Raw genomic sequence first — 19,965 nt, 5'->3', positions numbered from 1 at the left:
GTGGCCATGGTGTGTTCAGCCGAAGTTTGCCGCGTGTCTGCCCGTGGCGTTCGCCACCCGAGGCGCTGTCTGCGACCGGGAGTGGCTAGTCTGCGGCCATGACTGAGTCTCCCCTGCGCGTCGTCGTGGCCAAGCCCGGACTGGACGGCCATGACCGTGGCGCGAAGGTCGTGGCGCGCGCCCTGCGTGACGCCGGCATGGAGGTCGTCTACACCGGGCTGCACCAGACGCCCGAGCAGATCGTCGAGGCCGCCATCCAGGAGGACGCCGACCTGGTGGGCCTGTCGGTCCTCTCGGGCGCGCACATGACCCTCTTCGCCAAGGTGATGGAGCTCCTCAGGGAGCGCGACGCCGCCGACATCATCGTCTTCGGCGGCGGCATCATCCCTGAGGCCGACATCCCCGAGCTCGAGAAGATCGGTGTCGCCAAGGTCTTCACCCCGGGAGCCACCACGACCGAGATCGTGGCGTGGGTGCGCGGCGCGGTCCGGCCCGACGAGGACGCCTGACCCACCTGACTCGCGGCTGACGCTGCGCATGCTGGGACTCAGGGCACCACGGGCAGGCTGAGGGTGGCCGGAGCCAGCGGTGACGCGCGCACCGTCACCGGCTGGACGGCATACGCGTTCTTGTAGGCGGCATCGGTGCTGGCGAGCACCAGCTGGAGCCGGTGGCCGGCCTCGACCCGGTGCACGATCGCGGGCAGCTCGATGTGCACCGGCTGGGTCACGTCGGCCACGCGGACCGGGCTGATCAGCTTGTGCACCAAGGTCTTCGAGCCGTCAGGGGCGACGTCGTAGAGCTTGGCGAAGACCTGCAGCTGACCGCTGGGGCCGACCGACTGGCTGAGCGCCACGGTGGGGGACTCGAAGCGCACGTCCAGGGTGGGAGCGCCGACGATCGTCAGTGGCTTCGACTGCGCCGGTGTCGACCAGGCGCCGAAGGTGCCGGGGGTGTCGAACGGTGTCTTGAGCCCGCTGGGGAGCGCCACCTGGCCCTCGAGCCCGGAGACCTCGCTGTAGGACGCGGCTGCGCCCCCTCCCGGGTTGGACCACGACGTCGAGCCGGGCAGGATCGAGGACTTCGACGAGACCAGCTCGTCGGCCGACGAGAGGTAGAGCGCCTTGCGCGTGCCCACCGGGTAGCTGCTCGCGCTGGCGTAGGCCGGAGCGGCGCTGCCCGTGTAGCCGACCCAGTCGCGGAAGTAGGAGAACACCGGACCGGTCGAGGCGCTGGAGCCCTTGAGGTAGTGGTCGAACCAGTTCTTGATGCGCAGGCCGAGGTAGGTGTCCTCGATGTGCTGCCCGCTCAGGTCGAGCTCGCCCGGGGCGGCCCCGGTGTTCGTACCGGTCCCGCCGGAGTGGCCCCAGGACTGCCACGCCATGGTCACAGGCACGCCCCGCGCCTTGAGCGAGCGGTAGGTCGAGGCGGCTTCCTGCAGGTTGAACAGGGTGTCGTTCTCCCCCTGTATCAGGAAGGTCGGCACCTTCACCCTGTCGATGTAGTGGCCGACCGACACGCGGTCGGTGAGCTCGAACGTCGTCGGAGTGGGGTACCCGAGGGTGTCCAGCGTGGCCTTCGCCTCGCAGGCCTCGAGCACGAAGTTGGGGCAGCCGACGTTGCGGGTCGGGTCGATCGCGGCGCCCTGCAGCCCGTCGGCGATGCCGACGCCGAAGAACAGCCCGGTCCAGCCGATCTTCTCCGTTCCCGGAGCAGAGTTGGCATAGGTCACGCCCCTCGTGAAGCTCGTGTTGTTCGGCGCGAGGGAGTACCGCAGGTCGTTCCACGTGATCAGCGGGACGAGCGTGTCAACCCTGGAATCAACTGCGGCAGTAGCGAACTGGATCTGTCCACCGTAGGACCCGCCGATCATGCCCAGCCGCGGGTCGTGGGTGGCCGGGTTGTCGAGCACCGTGAAGTCCACGGTCGTCGTCCCCGGCCCACCAGCTGCGCCCCCCACCTGCGATGAGGTGTATGCCGCGGAGCCGCCACCCCCGAGGAAGGTCACCAACGAGGTGGCTGCGACGCCGTCCACGCCGGGGTCGTCGAGCGAGATCTTGCAGCCGCTGTCGGGGAAGCCGAGGCCGGTGTAGGACAGCACCGCGTAGCCGCGCTTGGCGAAGGCCTCGCCCAGCCCTGCCTGGTCGGCCTTGCTGCCGCCGAACCCGTTGGTGGTCAAGATGGCCGGCACCCTCGCGGAGGGGTTAGCGGAATGCGGCTTGTAGAGGTCCGCGTCGATCGTGCAGGTCTGCGGCTGTCCGAGGTCGTTGCTGCCCGCGGGGACGCTGAACTTCAGGCCGGTGTAGGTGTCGACCGAGTCCGGCGTGGAGGCCGCGGCGGCGCCGGGCGCGGCGGCGGCGGGTCCGGCGGCGGGCGCGACGAGCCCTAGGCCCGCAAGGGTTGCGGCCGCAAGCGCGGCGACGGACCGGATCTGGGACGAGGTGCGGCGCGACATCGAGCCTCCACGGTGGGCGCGCGGGCCGGGGTGGCGCCGCAGCAGTGGTCTGACAACGACGCCGTGGCCGGGCCGGTTACGTTCCGGGGTCGCTCGGTGCGGCTCCGACCCTGCTCGGGCTCCCGTCGTGCTCGGGGCGAGGCTGCCCGGGAGCTTGCGCGAGCGTCCGCATGGTGAGCGCAGCGATCCACGACGTGGACGCGCGAGGAGAGCCAACGGCATACGGCTGACGTCGTCTTGGGCAACGGCAGAGAAAAAGTGCCTGGTATCTGTACGAATCAGGGGGTTCCCACGCATTTGGCAAAGTCTTCGCCAGTTTCATTGACCCGCTCTTCAGGCGGCCGGTTAGGTCAGCACGGCGCGAGGCCCACGGCAACCCTGAGCCGTCCCTGGAGGGGGACTCGACGCCACACGCAGCGCGGGCAACACACCTGCGCATGTCCGAGAAGAGGATTTTCGTGATCCGTCTGTCCACCGGCGCCGCACTCGGCGTCGCAGTCGCAGCCGCAGTGGCCACACCACTGTCCGCAGCGGCAGCCGCACCACAGTCCGCGCCAACCCACGTCGCCAGCGCCGCCTCCGCACAGTCCGGCGCTGACCAGGACCACGCCGCGCTGGGCCTTTCCAAGGACGAGAAGCTCGTGCTGCGCAACGTCCTCACCGACCGTGACGGCACGCAGCACGTCCGCTACGACCGCACCTTCAAGGGCCTCCGGGTCGTGGGTGGCGACCTCATCGTCGAGAAGACCGCAGCCGGCCAGGAAAAGAGCGTGCACTACAACGCCAGTGGGAAGGTCGCCGTCACCTCGACGACCCCGACGGTGACGCGGAGCCAGGCGGTGTCCGAGGGTCGGTCTGCCGGCAGGCAGACGGAGTCCCCGTCCGGTGAGCTGGTCGTGTGGGCCGGCGGCGCCAAGCCCGTCCTGGCCTACGACGTGCTGGTCAAGAGCGTGCGGGCCGACCAGGTGCCCTCGCGGATGCACACCCTCGTGGACGCCAGGTCCGGCGCCATCCTCATCAGCTACGACGAGGTGCAGACCGGCACCGGCGACGGCATCTTCTACGACGCGACCCTCGAGACCAAGGCGCACACCGGCGGTGGCTACGAGCTGACCGACACCCACGGCAACAACACGCGGGACGCCCACAACCTGGGCGACCCCAACACCGGTGTCGGCCCGGCGGGTGACCTGTTCCTCGACTCTGACGACCTCTGGGGCAACGGAGCCGTCTCCGACCGGGCCTCGGCCGCGGTGGACGCCCACTACGGCGCCACGACGACGTTCAACTACTACAAGAACATCCTGGGCCGGAACGGCATCTGGAACGACGGTCGCGGCGCTCCCTCCCGCGTGCACTTCGCCAACGCCATGGAGAACGCGTTCTGGGACGGCACCCAGATGACCTACGGCGACGGCGCAGCCAACGCGGCCCCGCTGACCGAGATCGACGTGGCCGGCCACGAGATGTCCCACGGTGTCACGGAGAACACTGCCGGCTTGGTCTACAGCGGTGACGCGGGCGGCCTCAACGAGGCGACATCGGACATCTTCGGCACCGCCGTCGAGTTCTACGCCGCCAACGCGAGCGACCCTGGCGACTACCTCATCGGCGAGGAGATCAACATCAACGGCAACGGGACGCCGTTGCGCTACATGGACAAGCCCAGCAAGGACGGCGCGTCCAAGGACTGCTGGTCATCGACCCTCGGGCAGCTCAACCCGCACTACTCCTCGGGTCCGCTCAACCACTGGTTCTACCTGGCCTCCGAGGGCAGCGGGGCCAAGACCATCAATGGCGTCAGCTACAACAGCCCCGTGTGCGGTACCGCCGCAGCCGTGACGGGCGCCGGTCGAGGCAACATCGAGAAGGTCTGGTACCGCACGCTGTCGACCAAGCTCACCAGCAACAGCAACTACGCCGCCGCACGCAACGGGGCGATCAACTCCGCCATCGAGCTCTACGGGGCGACCAGCCAGACCTGCAAGTCGGTCGAGGCGGCCTTCACCGCCATCGCCGTCCCGGCCGGCTCGGCCACGTGCGGCACCACGCCCCCGCCCACCGGTGGCAACCTGCTGCTGAACCCGGGCTTCGAGTCCGGTGCGGTCAGCTGGACCGGCACCTCGGGTCCGATCACCAACAACACCGGGCGTCCGGCACGGACCGGCAGCTGGAAGGCCTGGCTCGGTGGCAACGGCTCGACCTCGACCGAGACGGTGCAGCAGAGCGTGGCGATCCCGTCGACCGTCACGGCCGCAACCCTGTCGTTCTGGCTCCGCACCGACACCGCCGAGTCGGGGAGCACGGCATACGACACGATGAAGGTGCAGGTGGTCGACGGCGCGACGACGACGACGCTGGCGACGTACTCCAACGTGGGGACGAACGCGACCTACACGCAGAAGTCGTTCAACGTCACGGCCTACAAGGGCAAGACCATCACGGTGAAGTTCCTCATGAACGAGGACTCCACGCTGCAGACGTCCTTCGTGGTCGACGACACCGCGCTGGCCACCAGCTAGCGGACCGGAGTCGGGTCGGCGTTCCCCCTGAGCGCCGGCCCGGCTCCCTCCTGACCAGCGGCAGGTCGCGGGCAACCTCCAGTCCGTGACCTGCCGCTTCCTCGCGTCGGCTACGTGCAGATCTTGCGGCGGGAGGCCGGACCCGTGACGTCGGCCAGGAGCTGGCTGACGATGGGTTCGGCCCGTGCCACGCGTTCGTCCCCGAGGTGCACGAGTCCTGTCCCCGCCCCGAAGAGCACATCCAGCTGGTCGGCGACCGTGCTCGGTGAGCCGGTGGGGGTGTCCGTGTCGTGGATCTCGAGGGCTGCCTCGTTGAGGACGGCCAGGCTGGCCTTGTCGATCGTGCAGGTGACCTTTCCCTGCTTGGTCGTGGCCAGCACCCCGCCGTCGTCCTGGATCGAGAGGCTGTCCGAGAAGCCCGCGATCCCCCCGAGCCTGCTCACCGTCAGGGGAAAGCTCGCCCGGCCGGTGACGGTCGGCGAGGGAGCGGCCGGTATCCGTGGGTCCGTGGTCCCGCAGCCGACCAGGGCGAGGGACAGACCGATCAGGCCGATCAGGCCGCCAGTGGCGCGGAAAGACAAGGGTGCGGTTCGCGGCATACCGGACATCCTGCCCACACTTGCCGGTCGTCGTCACGCACCTCGGGCAGACTCACGCCCATGACCTTCACCCGAGCCGAGCTCGACGCCGCGACCAGCGTCGTGCGCCGCCACTTCGCCGCGACCCCGCAGCTCGAGTGGCCGCTGCTGAGCGAGCACGTCGGCGCGGAGGTCTGGGTCAAGCACGAAAACCACACTCCGACAGGCGCTTTCAAGGTCCGTGGTGGGCTGGTCTACGCAGACCGCGCCGCCCGCGAGCGCCCGCAGGTCAAGGGCTTCGTCTCGGCGACGCGCGGCAACCACGGACAGTCCCTCGCGTATGCCGGCCGGGCAGCTGGGCTGCGCGTCGTCATCGTGGTGCCGGAGGGCAACAGCCCGGACAAGAACGCCGCGATGCAGGGTTTCGGCGCCGAGCTGATCGTGCACGGCCACGACTACCAGGAGGCTCGCGAGCACGCGATGGGCCTGGAGACCGAGCTCGGCCTCGAGGCGGTGCCGCCCTACCATCGCGACCTGGTCGTGGGGGTGGGCACCTATGCGCTCGAGCTGTTCGACGCGGCCGGCCCGCTGGACGCGGTGTACGTGCCAGTGGGGATGGGTTCGGGTATCTGCGGCCTCATCGGGGTGCGCGACCTCCTGGGCCTGCCCACCGAGATCGTCGGGGTGGTGTCCGAGCGGGCTCCCGCGTCGGCCCTGTCCTTCGCGGCGGGCGAGGTCGTCACGACACCGGAGGCCGCCACTTTCGTCGACGGGGTGGCCTGCCGTGCGCCCATGGCAGACGCCGTGGCCGAGATGGTTCGGGGGGCTGCCCGCATCCTGCAGGTGTCGGAGGACGACACGGCCGAGGCGATGCGGGTCCTGCTCCGCACCACCCACCAGCTGCCCGAACCCGCGGGCGCGATCGCCCTGGCCGGGCTGCTTGCCGAGAGCGGCTCCCAGAGCGGCCGGCGGGTCGGCGTCATCCTCTCGGGAGGCAACTGCGACGCCGACATCCTCACCACGGTCCTGGCCGGGAGCACGCCGGAGGCCTGAGCTCTCGTTGAGCGCTGCCGCGACCGCGCCGCGCGAGCGATCTGCCGGCGTCGAGTTGTGGCCTCGACGCCACGGATCAACGCCGAACCGGTGGCAGCACGTCGATTCGTGACGCTGGCGCCACGGATCGACGGGGCGGTAACGGCCGGGCGCCATCACGGCGACGGGCCGCTACGGGGCGTCGCCGCGTCCGACCGAGGCCGGGCCCCTATTGTCGCGGACATGCCCTCCCGTGCTCAGCGTCAACGCACCGCAGCGGTCGCCGGAGTCGCCGTGCTGCTCATCGGGCTCACAGCCGCGTGCTCAGGTGGCAAACCCGCCGCGCGCACCTCCGCGACCACCAGGGCCTCGACGCCGGTGACACCCACGTCCACCCCGAGCACTGCCGGTCCAGCGATGCTTGCGGGAGGGCCGGTGCTCGCCGTCAAGATCGACAACACCCCGGCCGCGCGCCCCCGGATCGGGCTCGACGTGGCCGACGTCGTCTACGTCGAGCCGGTCGAGGGTGGGCTCACGAGGCTCCTGGCCGTTTTCAGCCGCAAGCTGCCGCCCGAGGTGGGGCCGGTCCGCAGTGGTCGGGAGTCGGACGTCGACCTCGTGGCCAACTACGGGAAGGTCGCGCTGGCCTTCTCCGGGTCGTCCGAGTACACGAAGCGGATCCTCGACGCGGGTCGCCAGGTCAACCTCAGCTACGACCAGAGCGCGCGCGGCTACCACCGTGATCGCTCGCGGCCGGCTCCCTACAACGTGATCGGAAGCCCCACGGTGCTCCTCGCCAGGGCGGGGGGCAGCGTCAGGCCCGCCGACATCGGGTTCCGCTACGGGCCCGCCGCCACGGGTGGCACGCCGGCCACCTCGGTCGCCGCCCGGTGGCCCTCCTCCAAGGTCACCCTGACGTGGAACGCCAAGCGCAAGCAGTACCTCGTCACCACCGATGGCCGCCCCGATGTCAGCCCGAGCGGTCGCCAGTACCGCGCAGGCACCGTCGTCGTCCAGTACGTCGCGACGCACAAGTCCAGCAACCGCGACGTCAACGGCCAGCCCACCCCGGTCGTCGACGTGGTCGGCTCCGGCAAGGCGGTGGTCCTCCGGGACGGCACGTCGTGGCAGGGCGTCTGGTCGCGCAAGGGCCTCACGGCACCCACCTCGTTCACGGTGGGCACCCAGCCGCTCACCTTCAACCCGAAGGGTCCCGTCTGGGTGCTCCTCGTCGCGCCCGGGCAGGCCGTCACCGTCCGCTGAGCAGGGCGAGGCCACGCCGAGCGGTGCCTGTGCCGCAGACCGGCCGCCCGGGGCATACCCACCGCTGATGGTGAGATTGGTCCCATTGGGCCCACGGGGCTGCACCCGAGGGAGTCAGCCGGTCCCTACAGGGCTAGTCTCGGCGTCGAACCAAACCCATCCGTAGACGAGGACGTCAGACGTGGATCTGTTCGAATACCAGGCCCGAGACATGTTCGAGGCGCACGGCGTGCCGGTGCTCGCCGGCGCCACCGCCACCACTCCGGAGCAGGCCCGCGCGGCCGCCGAGGAGATCGGTCCCAAGAGCGGCGGCGTGACCGTCGTCAAGGCGCAGGTCAAGACCGGTGGCCGAGGCAAGGCCGGCGGCGTCAAGGTCGCCAAGACCGTTGATGAAGCGGTCGAGGCGGCCGAAGCGATATTGGGCATGGACATCAAGGGCCACACCGTGGGCACCGTGATGATCGCCCAGGGCGCGCAGATCGCCGAGGAGTACTACTTCTCGATCCTGCTCGACCGGGCCAACCGCACCTACCTTGCGATGTGCAGCAAGGAGGGCGGCATGGAGATCGAGCAGCTGGCCGTCGAGCGCCCGGAAGCGCTGGCCCGGCTCGCGGTCGACCCCAACACCGGCATCGACGAGGCCAAGGCACGCGAGATCGTGGCGGCGGCCGGCTTCGACGAGGAGACCGGCGCCAAGATCGTGCCGGTCCTGCAGTCTCTGTGGACCGTCTACCGCGACGAGGACGCCACGCTGGTCGAGGTCAACCCGCTGGTCAAGACGGTGGACGGCGACATCGTCGCGCTGGACGGCAAGGTGACGCTCGACGAGAACGCCGGCTTCCGCCACCCCGACCACGAGGCCCTCGAGGACAAGGCCGCGGCCGACCCGCTCGAGGCCGCCGCCAAGGAGAAGAACCTCAACTACGTCAAGCTCGACGGCTCGGTCGGCATCATCGGCAACGGCGCCGGGCTGGTCATGTCCACCCTCGACGTGGTCGCCTACGCCGGCGAGGAGTTCCCGGGCCAGCCCAAGCCGGCCAACTTCCTCGACATCGGTGGTGGCGCCTCGGCCGAGGTGATGGCCAACGGGCTGCACATCATCCTCGGCGACGAGCAGGTGAAGTCGGTATTCGTCAACGTGTTCGGCGGCATCACCTCCTGCGACGCGGTGGCCAACGGCATCGTCGGCGCGCTGCAGAACCTCGGCGACGAGGCCACCAAGCCGCTGGTCGTCCGGCTGGACGGCAACAACGTGGAGGAGGGCCGGCGCATCCTCGCCGAGGCCAACCACCCGCTGGTGACCATCGAAGAGACCATGGACGGCGCGGCCCGCAAGGCCGCCGAGCTGGCTTCGGCCGCGACGAACTGACCGAAGGAACGGCATACCAATGGCTATTTTTCTCGACGAGAACTCCAAGGTCATCGTCCAGGGCATGACCGGCTCCGAGGGCATGAAGCACACGCAGCGCATGCTCGCCTCCGGCACCCAGATCGTCGGCGGCGTCAACCCGCGCAAGGCGGGCACGTCCGTCGACTTCGACGGTGGCATCTCGGTGCCCGTGTTCGGGACCGTGGCCGAGGCCATCGCGGAGACCGGTGCCAACGCGTCGGTCATCTTCGTGCCCCCGGCCTTCGCCAAGTCGGCCGTCGTCGAGGCGATCGACGCGCAGATCCCGCTCGCGGTGGTCATCACCGAGGGCATCGCGGTCAAGGACTCCGCGGAGTTCTACAACTACTCGCTCGGCAAGGTGACCCGCATCGTGGGGCCCAACTGCCCGGGTCTGATCAGCCCCGGCAAGTCCAACGCCGGCATCATCCCCGCCAACATCGCGGGCGCGGGACGCATCGGCCTGGTCTCGAAGTCGGGCACGCTGACCTACCAGATGATGTTCGAGCTGCGCGAGTTCGGCTTCTCCACGGCCGTCGGCATCGGCGGTGACCCGATCATCGGCACCACCCACATCGACTGCCTCGAGGCGTTCGAGAAGGACCCCGACACCGACGCGATCGTCATGATCGGCGAGATCGGCGGCGACGCCGAGGAGCGGGCAGCGGCCTACATCAAGGACCACGTGACCAAGCCGGTCGTCGGCTACGTCGCCGGCTTCACCGCGCCCGAGGGCAAGACGATGGGCCACGCCGGCGCCATCGTGTCGGGCTCGGCGGGCACGGCTGCCGCCAAGCAGGAGGCCCTCGAGGCCGCCGGGGTCAAGGTCGGCAAGACGCCGTCCGCGACCGCCGACCTGATGCGCGAGATCATGCAGGGTCTGCAGAAGTAGCTTCTGCCGCACCAAGGTTCACGACGGCCGTCACCCCGGAGGGTGGCGGCCGTCGTCGCGTTCAGGTCGTGGAGCAGTCCGCGGTATGCCGCGTGGGCGGCTACTTCTGGCGGGCGCTTGGCTACTTCTGGCGGGCCAGGGCGAGCAGCCGGTCGAGTTCCGCGAAGCCCTGGGTCGCCGTCCCCTGGAAGCCCTGACCGTCGCTCGTCCCGTGGAAGACGACAGTCGTCATGGCGCCGGGCGTCGTCATGGTCGTGGTGCCGACCCACCGATAGGCCGTGCCGGTGGCGTCGCCGGTGACCTTCTTGGTCAGCAGGAAGGTGCCGGCATGCGGCCCGCGCGTCGCGGTGACCTTGCCGTCGGCCTCGGTGCACCCCTTGGCCAGCAGTGACTGCTCCTGCGACACCTGGTCCTTCGCCCACGCCTTGCGAGCGCCTGGGTCGGCCGACTGGTCGACGCGCACCCGCTGGTGTCCGATCACGTTCGCGTCGCCCCTTCCGGCCCGGAGCTCGACTACCCCGAACTGGCCCCCGATGCCGGACAGGTAGTCGTCGGTCTCACAGAACACGCCGATGCCACCCAGATCGGCCGACGACCCAGCCGCCCCGGCGTAGGCGGGAGCGCCCGCCGGGAACCGCGCCGACGTCCACTGGGAGGCTGCGACGAACAAGTCGGACGAGGGGAGTGGGTCGGCGCCGGCGACGGGCATCTGCTCGTTGATCGCCTTCGCGCCGGGGCCGCTGGGCACTGTGGTGGTCGGCGACGGGCCCGCGGCGGCGTAGCGGTCGAGTCGTGCCTGGGCGATGCGCGCGAGCGTGGCCACCTCGTCCTCGGTGAAACCTCCGAGCGAGACGTCGTTGAACGCTGGGTCGATCACCTGGAGCAGGGTCACGCCAGCAGTACCCCCGGCGACGGCGAACCAGCCTGAACCGGCGTCGGTCGTCGCATAGCTGTAGACCGAGACATCGCCGACCAGCCCGGGCGTGACCTTGAACCCCGGTCCCGCCTGGCACTTCGGCACGCTCTGCTCGAGCGCAACGACCTGGTCCTTGAGGTCGCCCTTTCCGTCGTACTGCCAGTAGGTCGCGGCGCCGGACACCGGGGAGTTGGCCTGGGTGGCCGACTCCTGGCGAGTCGCCTTGCCCAGTGCGTCGCCGCACTCGACCCCACCGCCCTTGGTGATCGGCGTGACCGTCACCGAGCCAACGGGTAGCTGCAGCGACTCCTGCCACTCGGTGGCGACAGGCAGGACGCCTGGGACGTCGAGACTGCTCGTGGTCGTAGGGGAGGAAGAGGCGCTGGTCGTGGCGCTGCGCGTCGCCGGCACCAGCGGGCTTGCGGCCTCGCGACCGAACTGGGAGTAGCCCACCGTCCCGACCACCACCGCTGCCGCGGCAGCCGCCGCCGTCCACGTGAGCAGCCGCTGGCGACGACGCGCCATACCCCTTGCCCTGACGAAACGGACGTCGGGCAGGGGTGCGGCTTCGACGTCGGCGCGCAGCGACGTCAGGGCAGCCCGCAGCCGGGCGTCGTGCTCCGCCGTCCAGTCGTCGTGCTCAGCCATGGGGGTTCTCCTCGTGCCGCAGGGCCTGCGCGAGCTGTGCGCGGCCCCGGTGCAGGCGCGCCTTGACGGTGCCTGCGGGGGTGTTGGTCTCGTGGGCGATCTGGTCGATGGACAGGTCGCCGATGTAGTACAGGGTCACGGCTTCACGGACCGGGTCGGGCAGCGTCCGCAGTGCCGTCACGACCGCGACCCTGTCCTCGGTCGGCGGGCCCGTGGTGTCGTGGGCGCCGTGGCGTTCGTGGGCGCGGTCCTGGCTGGACTTCTTGCGCCACCCGGAGATGGCGATCCGTCGAGCGACGGTGCGCACCCAGGCGAGCGGGTCGTCGTGCGTGCGCACGGTGGACCACTGCTGCCAGGCGCGGGCGTAGGCCTCCTGGGTGGAGTCCTGGGCCACGGTGAGGTCACCGGTGAAGGCATAGACGAGGTGCACGACCCGGCGGGCGGTGTCGCGGTAGAACGCGTCGAACTCCGCCTCGGCGGACTGCGCGCCCATCGACACCCCCTGTCTGGTCGGTACTGCAGTGCCCGTCGGCACTTCAGCGCCCATCGGAACCGCTGGGGCCATCACACCGCAGCAGACGCGCTCGCGCGAGGTTGGGTTGCGGCGCGTTCGGACATTTCTCCGAGGTGTTCGGCGTTGCACGACGGCTGCGTCGTCCCGGTCGGCGACGATGGAGCAGCGATGACTGTGATGGAACTACTGCGTGGGGGCACCTCGTCGACCGACGGCGCGCCAGGCCTCGTCGCGCACCGGCGGGCCCTGGTGGCCGGGGCGCTGGCGGCGGCAGGTTCGGCGGCCGTCTTCGTCCTGCCGGCGCTGCTCGTCTGGGTGGCCGCGCCCGAGAGCACCGTGTCGTGGACCACCTCCCTGGGCGTCGGCGCGAGCCTGTGGCTGCTGGCCGGCGGCGCGCACCTGACCCTCGGTGCCGCGCACGTGACAGTGGTTCCGCTCCTCGCCTTCGGCGTGAGCGTCGTGATCGGCTCGTGGGCCGCCGCACGTGCGGCCCGTGAGGCCGCCGAGGCGCGCACCATCCGACTCGTCCGGGACACCGTTCACGGCCCCGTCGCCTTCGCCCTCGGTGCCTGGACCGCCGGGTATGCCGCCTGCGCGCTGCTGTGGGTCCTCGTCGCCTTCCTGGCGGGTCCGAGCCCGGTCGCGTGGACGCTCGTCCTTCCCGTGCTCTTCGTGCCCACCCTGTCCGCGGCGACCGCACTGGCCAGGCTCGTCAAGGGGCGACCCGAGCTCGCCGGACCCGGGCTGGGCCGACCCTCGTGGTTCCCCGATGCCGTGCGACGCGCGGTGCGCCCGGGGCTGGAAGGTGCCGCCACGCTGCTCGGGATCGGCATGGCGCTCTGTGTGCTCTTCGTGGTGCTCCACTTCGACCAGGTGAGCCACCTCCAGGGTGAGCTGGCTCCCGGCGTCATCGGTGGCGCGGTCCTGGTCGTCGCCCAGCTGTCCGTGCTCCCCAACCTGGCTCTCTGGGCAGTGTCGTTCGTCGCCGGCACGGGGTTCTCCGCGGTCGAAGGGGCCTCGGCGACGTGGACCGGCAGCCGCACCTCCCTGTTGCCGATGGTGCCGGTGTTCGGGGCGCTGCCCCAGCCGGGTGCCTTTCCGGGCCTGCTTCCCCTCGTGGTCCTCCTGCCGGTCGCGACCGGTGCCTTCATCGGCTGGCGTTCGCTGCGCGCGGTGGCCCGCCTCTCGACCGAGCGCACCAAGCTCACCGTCACCGGCACGGCCGTGGTGGTGGCCGCGGGGGCGGTGGGACTGCTCGACGTCCTGGGTGGCGGTTCGCTCGGGCTCGCGCGGCTTTCCGACATCGGGGCACCGGCCGGGATGCTGACCCTCGCGCTGCTGGTCGAGTTCGGCGCCGGCGCGTCACTGGTTCTCGCCTGGGACCGGTGGAAGCTCCGAGGCTGACCCTGCCCGTCGCCCTGTGGATGGACGCGGTGACCACGGCTGCGGGGGCGGTCGGTATCGTTCCTGACCGTGACTGCGCCTGAGCCCACCGGGATCGTCGTCCTGGTCTCCGGGTCGGGCACCAACCTCCAGGCGATCATCGACGCCGCGGCCGAGCCGGCCTATGGCGTCCGGATCCTCGCGGTGGGCGCGGATCGCGCGGGTATCAGCGGCCTGCACCGCGCGGCGGCCGTGGGCATCCCCACCTTCGTATGCCGCGTCGAGGACCACGACTCGCGCGCCGACTGGGATGCCGCGCTGGCGGAGCGGATCGGCGACCACGGGCCGGCCTTCGTCGTGTCCGCAGGCTTCATGAAGCTGCTCGGCCCGGCCGTCCTCGGCCGCTGGACCGTGATCAACACCCACCCCGCTCTCCTGCCGGCGTTCCCCGGCGCCCACGCGGTTCGCGACGCGCTCGCGGCCGGAGTTGCGCAGACCGGCTGCACCGTGCACGTCGTGGACGCGGGGATAGACACCGGACCGGTGCTCGCCCAGGCAGCGGTGGACGTCCTTGCCGACGACACCGAGGACACCCTCCACGAGCGCATCAAAGCTGTCGAGCACCCGCTGCTCGTCCAGGTCGTGGGSCGCGCGGCCCGCGAAGGAATCACCGTTTCCGATGGGAAGGCCACCATCCCGTGACCGAGCAGTCCACCACCCCCACCACCGATGCCCCGGACTCCGGGCGCCGGCCGATCCGCCGGGCGCTGATCTCGGTCTATGACAAGACCGGACTGGAGGAGCTGGCCCGAGGGCTGCATGAGGCCGGGGTCTCGCTGGTGTCGACCGGTGGTTCGGCCGCCCTCATCGAGGGTCTCGGCCTCCCGGTCACCAAGGTCGAGGACCTGACCGGATTCCCCGAGTGCCTCGAGGGCCGGGTCAAGACCCTGCACCCTCGCGTTCACGCCGGGATCCTCGCCGACACGCGCAAGGCCGACCACCTGAGCCAGCTCGCCGAGCTGGAGGTCGAGCCGTTCGAGCTCGTCGTCGTGAACCTCTACCCGTTCCGCGAGACCGTCGCGTCGGGGGCCGGACCTGACGAGGTCATCGAGCAGATCGACATCGGTGGACCCTCCATGGTGCGGGCCGCGGCCAAGAACCACCCGAGCGTGGCCGTCATCACCGACCCCGCGGCATACCCGGCAGTTCTTGCAGCGGTCGCCGGCGGGGGGTTCACGCTCAGCGAGCGCAAGCGGTTGGCGGCCCAGGCGTTCGTGCACACCGCTGACTACGACAACGCGGTCGCGAACTGGATGGGCAACGCCTACACCGACACCTCCGACGGCACCGGCTTCCCCGCGTGGACGGGCGCCACGTTCCAGCGGGCCAACGTGCTGCGCTACGGCGAGAACCCGCACCAGCCGGCAGCCCTCTACACGCACTGGCGACCCGGCGTGGCTTCGGCCGAGCAGCTGCACGGCAAGGACATGTCCTACAACAACTACATCGACACCGACGCCGCCGTCCGCGCCGCCTTCGACCACGGCGACCAGCCCACGGTGGCGATCATCAAGCACGCCAACCCCTGCGGCATCGCCGTGGGAGCCACTGTCGAGCAGGCGTATGCCGCGGCCCACGCGTGCGACCCGGTGTCCGCATACGGGGGCATCATCGCCACGAACGTGCCGGTGACCAAGGCGATGGCGCTCGCGGCGAACGAGACGTTCAGCGAGGTCATCGCGGCCCCGTCGTTCGACGCCGACGCGCTGGAGGTGTTGCGGGAGAAGAAGAACCGTCGCCTCCTCCAGCTCCCCGCAGACATGGCGGCGCACCGCGACCCGATCGAGACGCGGCCGATCAGCGGAGGGCTGCTCGTGCAGCTGTCGGACCGCATCGACGCGGTCGTCGAGGGCGAGACGCCGGGTGGCGACGACGCCTCCCGCTGGCGGCTCGTGGCTGGCGAGGCCGCCGACGAGTCGACCCTCGCCGACCTCCAGTTCGCCTGGCGAGCCGTGCGCGCAGTGAAGTCCAACGCGATCCTGCTGGCCAAGGACGGCGGCTCGGTGGGCATCGGCATGGGCCAGGTCAACCGGGTGGACTCGTGCCACCTCGCTGTGTCACGGGCGAACGCCGACGGAGCCGACCGGGCCCGTGGTGCGGTCGCTGCGTCCGACGCCTTCTTCCCGTTCGCTGACGGACTGCAGGTGCTGCTCGACGCGGGAGTGCGTGCGGTCGTCGCGCCTGGTGGCTCGGTGCGCGACGAGGAGGTCGTCGCAGCTGCCGAGGCCGCCGGCGTGACGATGTACTTCACCGGCACCCGTCACTTCAGTCACTAGCCACAGCGCGCACTGACTCCTCCCACCGGGCACTTGTTGCCGCCAGGTCGTCACTGACCCCCTTGTCGGGGCCTCTGGTGACGACGAGGCGGCAACAAGTCCCGCGGGTAGGCGACGTGTTGCCACCAGGTCGTCACCGACCCCCTTCGTGGGGCCTCTGGTGACGACGAGGCGGCAACAGGTCCCGCGGGTAGGCGACGTGTTGCCGCCAGGTCGTCACTGACCCCCGCATCGGGGCCCCCGGTGACGACGAGGCGGCAACAAGTGCGGGTGGGCGCGAGAGTCTTAGGCGGTGGGAGCGCGGTAACCCGTGGGCTCGCCGGAACCGAGGTCGACGATCGCGGCCACGGGGCCGCCGCCGTCGGGTCCCTGGTGCGCGGCCGACACCGAGACGAAGACTGCCGGGTCGCCGGTGACCGACGCGGTGACGCCGCCGACGGCCGACTTGATCTGGCGGTGCCAGTGCACGTCGGAGTCGTCCAGCATGGCGTTGCGGCGACCTCGCACGGCGCCGTCCTGGCTGACCTCGCACTTGAGGAACACGTTGACCAGTCGACCCTGGATGTCGCTCGTGTGCGGGCGGTCGGGCAGGTCGAGGCCAGCGTCCTTGATGGCGGCCCAGATGCCGTCGGCGTCGAGGGCGTCGCGCATCACCGAGTGGCCGATGCGGTAGCGACCGCCGATCCCCTTGGTGTTGCCCACCACCACGACCTGCGCCTGGTCGAGCTCGACACCCGAGGAGCACGAGGCGACCGCGGAGAACAGCGAGCGGTTGTTCATCACGTCCTCGTTGGTCGGCATCTCGATCTCGCCGAGCGCCACCGCGATGCCCAGACCGGTCGTGCCGTTGGACAGGTCCATCGACTCGTGGGTGTGGTGCGTCCAGACGGACTTGCCGCGGGACTCGGCGTCGCGAATGGTGTGGATGGTGAGCAGCGGGGTCTTGGTCTGCACGTAGTGGACGTCGGCGGGGTCGGTGATGCCGGCCTTGTCCATCGCGACCCGCACGGCCGCGGCGACCTTCTCGATCATGCGGGTGTAGCCGATCTCCTCGGGCAGGATCGGCTCGCTCATCGCGAACCCGACCGTCAGCCGCGCCTCGTCGGACTGCTCGGCCTGGTCGGCCGGGAAGGTCGCGAAGATGGTCGCGTGCGGGCTGATGATCCCGTCGGTCCCACCGGACCAGACGATCGGCACCTGCTTGACCTGGTCGGCGGGCGCGCCCTTGGCGACCAGCACCTCGCGGAAGGCGCGGTCGGCGATGATGCGGGTGTAGTCGTTGACCCCGCCGTTGCCCTCGGTCTTGCCGATGATGGCGATGACCCGGCTGGCGTCCATCACCCCGTCGTCGATGAGCTTGGCCAGCTCGCTCGCGTCAGACACGCTGTGGATCGGGACCTTGCGGACCTCAATGGGCTCGGGCACGGGAGTTACCTTCCTGATGACGTTGCGGTTGTTGACGATTCGGTATGCCGGTCGGTCACCACGGTGCCGACCTCGCCGGAGAGCGCGTCAGCGATGCGGTCGAGGGCAGTGATGACGCTGCGCCCACCGCCGTCACGCACGAACCGCATGGCGGCCTCGACCTTGGGACCCATCGAGCCGGACGCGAACTGGCCGTCCGCGGCATACCCCTCCATCTCGGCGAGGGTGACGCGGCCGACGGCTCGAGCCTGCGGTGTCCCGAAGTCGAGGACGGCGTTCTCGACGTCGGTCGCGATGACGAGCGCGTCGGCGCCGATGGCGCGGGCGAGCACCGCTGCCGTGAGGTCCTTGTCGATGACTGCCTCGACACCGCGGACGGTGCCGTCCGCGTCACGCACCACGGGTATGCCGCCGCCCCCGGCCGCGACGACGACGTAGCCCGCGTGCAGCAGGGTGAGCAGGGTGTGGGTCTCGAGGACCTCGACGGGCGCGGGTGAGGCCACGACGCGACGCCATCCCTTGTCGCCGCGGTCCTCCCAGGTCTCGCCGTGCTCGATGAGCGGCCGGGCCTGGTCGTAGGGCAGGAAGCGGCCGATCGGCTTGGTCGGCGTGGCGAAGCCGGGGTCGTCGGGGTCGACCAGCGTGCGGGTCACGAGGGCAGCGACGGGGTGGTTCAGCCCCCGTGCGGCGAGAGCCGGCTCGAGCGTGTCGAGGATGGTGAACCCGATGGTTCCCTGCGTCTGCGCTCCGCACCAGTCGAGCGGGACGGGTGGGACGACGTTGGCCGCGAGCTCGTTCTTGACGAGCAGGTTGCCGACCTGCGGGCCGTTTCCGTGGGTGAGGACGACCTCGTGGCCCGCCGCGACGACCGTGGCGACGTGTCCCATCGCCCGCCCGATGGCCTCCCGCTGGGCCTGGGGGGTGGCGCTGCCGTCGGGACCGGTCATGGCGTTGCCACCGAGCGCGATCAGGACCCGCATGCCACCTCCGTTCGTCGTCCGTGCGGCGAGCCTAGGGATGCGCGACGGCCGATGACGTTGGCAGGACCTGCCCAATGGCCGGACCCGCCTTGGCAGATGTGTTCACGTTCACCCCAGGCGGCGGTAGCGCTCCAGCCTCGCGGCCAGCCTGGCGGCCGGGTCCTCGCGGGCGAGGACGGCGAGCTCGTGCTGGATGGCTTGGGACATCCGGCGGCAGAACTCCTCGGGCTCGTCGGCCGCGTCGGGGTGCTCCGCGACGATCCGGTCCACGATGCCGGCGTGGAGCAGGTCGAGCGAGCGGACCCGTTGGCTGGTGGCGAGCTCCGGGGCGTGGCTGGTGTCGCGGTGGAGGATGGCCGAGGCGCCCTCGGGCGGCAGCGGGGACAGCCACGAGTGCTGCGCGCTGATCACGCGGTCAGCCGGCATGACGGCGATCGCGCCACCCCCGGTGCCCTGACCGAGCAGTACGCAGACGGTGGGCGCGTCGAGCATCACCAGCTCGGCGAGGCAGCGTGCGATCTCACCGGCCATCCCGCCCTCCTCGGCTTCCTTGGAGAGTGCGGCTCCCGCGGTGTCGATGATGCTGACGAGGGGCAGCTTGAGCTCGTGCGCCAGCTTCATGCCACGCCGGGCAACGCGAAGTCCCTTGGGGGACAACGGTTCGTCGAGGGTCTGGCGGTCCCTGTCCTGACCCAGCACGACGCATGGGGCGCCCCCGAACCGGGCCAGGGCCATCAGCATCCCGGGGTCGTACTCGCCCTGCCCGGTGCCGTGCAGGGGCAGCACGTCCGTCGCCCCGAGTCGCAGGAGGGCGCGCACCCCCGGCCGGTCGGTGCGCCGCGAGCGGGTGATCGACTCCCATGCGGGGGTGTCGGCGAGCTGCTCCTTGGGCACCTCGGGGACATCGGGCAGGTCCTGCCGGGGGCCGGTCAGCACGGTCAGGGCGCGGTCGGCCACCTCAGCGAGCGCCTCGACGGGCAGGATCGCGTCGATGAGGCCGTGCTCGAAGAGGTTCTCGGCCGTCTGTACACCCTCGGGGAACGGGTGGTCGTAGAGCGCCTCGTAGACGCGGGCCCCGAGGAACCCGATCATGGCGCCGGGCTCGGCCACCGTGACGTGCCCGAGGGACCCCCACGAGGCGAAGACGCCGCCGGTCGTCGGGTGGCGCAGGTAGACCAGGTAGGGCAGTCCGGCCTCCTTGAACTCGGCGCAGGCGGCGCTGATCTTGACCATCCCCACGAAGGCCGGAGTCCCCTCCTGCATGCGCGTGCCGCCCGACGAGGGGGCGGCGAAGAGCGGCAGCTCCTCGCGGCGGGCGCGCTCGAACGCGAGCACCACCCGGTCCGCGGCCGTGCTGCCGATCGAACCGGCGAGGAAGCGGAACTCGCCGGCGATGAGGGCGACCCGGCGCCCCCGGATGCGTCCCTCGCCGGTGATGATGGCCTCGTCGGCACCGGACCGTTCGCGGGCCGCGGCGAGCTCCGCGGCATACGCCGAACCCTCCGTCGCCACCTCGCGGACCGGGCCGTCCCACGACACCCAGCTGTCGGCGTCGAGCACGGTCGTGGCGAGCTCGAGCCCGCCGAGTCGGCGCGAGGGCCTGGACGGGTCTGACATGCCACCTCCCGGGTACG

16 protein-coding genes are annotated in these 19,965 nt (G+C 70.7%); 9 read left to right on the top strand and 7 right to left on the bottom strand.

Going from position 1 to position 19,965, the window contains the following annotated elements; all coding sequences use genetic code 11:
• Positions 1-98 precede the first annotated feature (98 nt).
• The gene (locus tag AC1DS4_RS06495; protein WP_477614815.1) at positions 99-509 is read left to right on the top strand and encodes a cobalamin B12-binding domain-containing protein; all 411 of its coding nucleotides are present in this window, start codon (positions 99-101) and stop codon (positions 507-509) included.
• A 38-nt stretch (positions 510-547) separates the two neighbouring features.
• Here the strand turns inward: AC1DS4_RS06495 and AC1DS4_RS06490 are convergent, their stop codons facing one another.
• The gene (locus tag AC1DS4_RS06490; protein ID WP_477633570.1) at positions 548-2,455 is read right to left on the bottom strand and encodes a CocE/NonD family hydrolase; all 1,908 of its coding nucleotides are present in this window, start codon (positions 2,453-2,455) and stop codon (positions 548-550) included.
• Between the two features lie 458 nt (positions 2,456-2,913).
• Between AC1DS4_RS06490 and AC1DS4_RS06485 the strand changes: the two genes are divergently transcribed.
• The gene (locus AC1DS4_RS06485; protein ID WP_477633571.1) at positions 2,914-4,977 is read left to right on the top strand and encodes a M4 family metallopeptidase; all 2,064 of its coding nucleotides are present in this window, start codon (positions 2,914-2,916) and stop codon (positions 4,975-4,977) included.
• A gap of 110 nt (positions 4,978-5,087) precedes the next feature.
• Here the strand turns inward: AC1DS4_RS06485 and AC1DS4_RS06480 are convergent, their stop codons facing one another.
• The gene (locus AC1DS4_RS06480; protein WP_477614818.1) at positions 5,088-5,576 is read right to left on the bottom strand and encodes a hypothetical protein; all 489 of its coding nucleotides are present in this window, start codon (positions 5,574-5,576) and stop codon (positions 5,088-5,090) included.
• Between the two features lie 60 nt (positions 5,577-5,636).
• On the opposite strand from AC1DS4_RS06480, the gene AC1DS4_RS06475 reads away from it, so the two are divergent.
• The 4 genes from AC1DS4_RS06475 (at position 5,637) to sucD (ending at position 10,129) form a co-directional block, all read left to right on the top strand.
• Positions 5,637-6,608 carry a threonine dehydratase gene (locus tag AC1DS4_RS06475; protein ID WP_477633572.1) on the top strand — a complete coding sequence of 324 codons (972 nt, stop codon included), beginning with the start codon at positions 5,637-5,639 and terminating at the stop codon, positions 6,606-6,608.
• 222 nt (positions 6,609-6,830) lie between these two features.
• Positions 6,831-7,850 carry a DUF3048 domain-containing protein gene (locus AC1DS4_RS06470; protein WP_477633573.1) on the top strand — a complete coding sequence of 340 codons (1,020 nt, stop codon included), beginning with the start codon at positions 6,831-6,833 and terminating at the stop codon, positions 7,848-7,850.
• Between the two features lie 181 nt (positions 7,851-8,031).
• A complete protein-coding gene (gene sucC / locus AC1DS4_RS06465) occupies positions 8,032-9,219 on the top strand; it encodes an ADP-forming succinate--CoA ligase subunit beta (protein WP_477614821.1) in 1,188 nt (395 codons plus the stop codon).
• Positions 9,220-9,238: 19 nt separating this feature from the next.
• Positions 9,239-10,129, top strand: coding sequence for a succinate--CoA ligase subunit alpha (gene sucD, locus AC1DS4_RS06460; RefSeq protein ID WP_477614822.1), 891 nt, complete (start codon positions 9,239-9,241; stop codon positions 10,127-10,129).
• 121 nt (positions 10,130-10,250) lie between these two features.
• On the opposite strand, the gene AC1DS4_RS06455 is transcribed toward sucD, so the two are convergent.
• Positions 10,251-11,693: a hypothetical protein gene (locus AC1DS4_RS06455; protein ID WP_477633574.1), complete on the bottom strand. Its 1,443-nt coding sequence runs from the start codon at positions 11,691-11,693 to the stop codon at positions 10,251-10,253.
• Complete coding sequence (locus tag AC1DS4_RS06450) at positions 11,686-12,186, bottom strand: RNA polymerase sigma factor (protein ID WP_477614824.1); 501 nt, start codon at positions 12,184-12,186, stop codon at positions 11,686-11,688. Before AC1DS4_RS06450 ends, AC1DS4_RS06455 begins: the two co-directional genes overlap by 8 nt.
• 189 nt (positions 12,187-12,375) lie before the next feature.
• On the opposite strand from AC1DS4_RS06450, the gene AC1DS4_RS06445 reads away from it, so the two are divergent.
• The 3 genes from AC1DS4_RS06445 (at position 12,376) to purH (ending at position 15,926) form a co-directional block, all read left to right on the top strand.
• Complete coding sequence (locus AC1DS4_RS06445) at positions 12,376-13,611, top strand: cell division protein PerM (RefSeq protein WP_477633575.1); 1,236 nt, start codon at positions 12,376-12,378, stop codon at positions 13,609-13,611.
• A gap of 69 nt (positions 13,612-13,680) precedes the next feature.
• Positions 13,681-14,292, top strand: a complete 612-nt coding sequence (gene purN / locus AC1DS4_RS06440; protein WP_477614826.1) for a phosphoribosylglycinamide formyltransferase — start codon at positions 13,681-13,683, stop codon at positions 14,290-14,292.
• A complete protein-coding gene (purH, locus tag AC1DS4_RS06435) occupies positions 14,289-15,926 on the top strand; it encodes a bifunctional phosphoribosylaminoimidazolecarboxamide formyltransferase/IMP cyclohydrolase (RefSeq protein ID WP_477633576.1) in 1,638 nt (545 codons plus the stop codon). The genes purN and purH overlap by 4 nt, the downstream gene beginning before the upstream one ends.
• A gap of 285 nt (positions 15,927-16,211) precedes the next feature.
• Here the strand turns inward: purH and bar are convergent, their stop codons facing one another.
• From bar to AC1DS4_RS06420, 3 genes are all read right to left on the bottom strand, one after another.
• Complete coding sequence (gene bar, locus AC1DS4_RS06430) at positions 16,212-17,351, bottom strand: barbiturase (RefSeq protein WP_477633577.1); 1,140 nt, start codon at positions 17,349-17,351, stop codon at positions 16,212-16,214.
• 5 nt (positions 17,352-17,356) lie between these two features.
• A complete protein-coding gene (locus AC1DS4_RS06425) occupies positions 17,357-18,331 on the bottom strand; it encodes a carbamate kinase (RefSeq protein ID WP_477614829.1) in 975 nt (324 codons plus the stop codon).
• 108 nt (positions 18,332-18,439) lie between these two features.
• Positions 18,440-19,948: a carboxyl transferase domain-containing protein gene (locus AC1DS4_RS06420; RefSeq protein WP_477633578.1), complete on the bottom strand. Its 1,509-nt coding sequence runs from the start codon at positions 19,946-19,948 to the stop codon at positions 18,440-18,442.
• Positions 19,949-19,965 lie beyond the last annotated feature (17 nt).

The organism is Pedococcus sp. P3_C7 (assembly GCF_056402615.1).
Note: the sequence above shows the minus strand (reverse complement) of the source record. Positions and strands in the feature narration are given on the sequence as shown.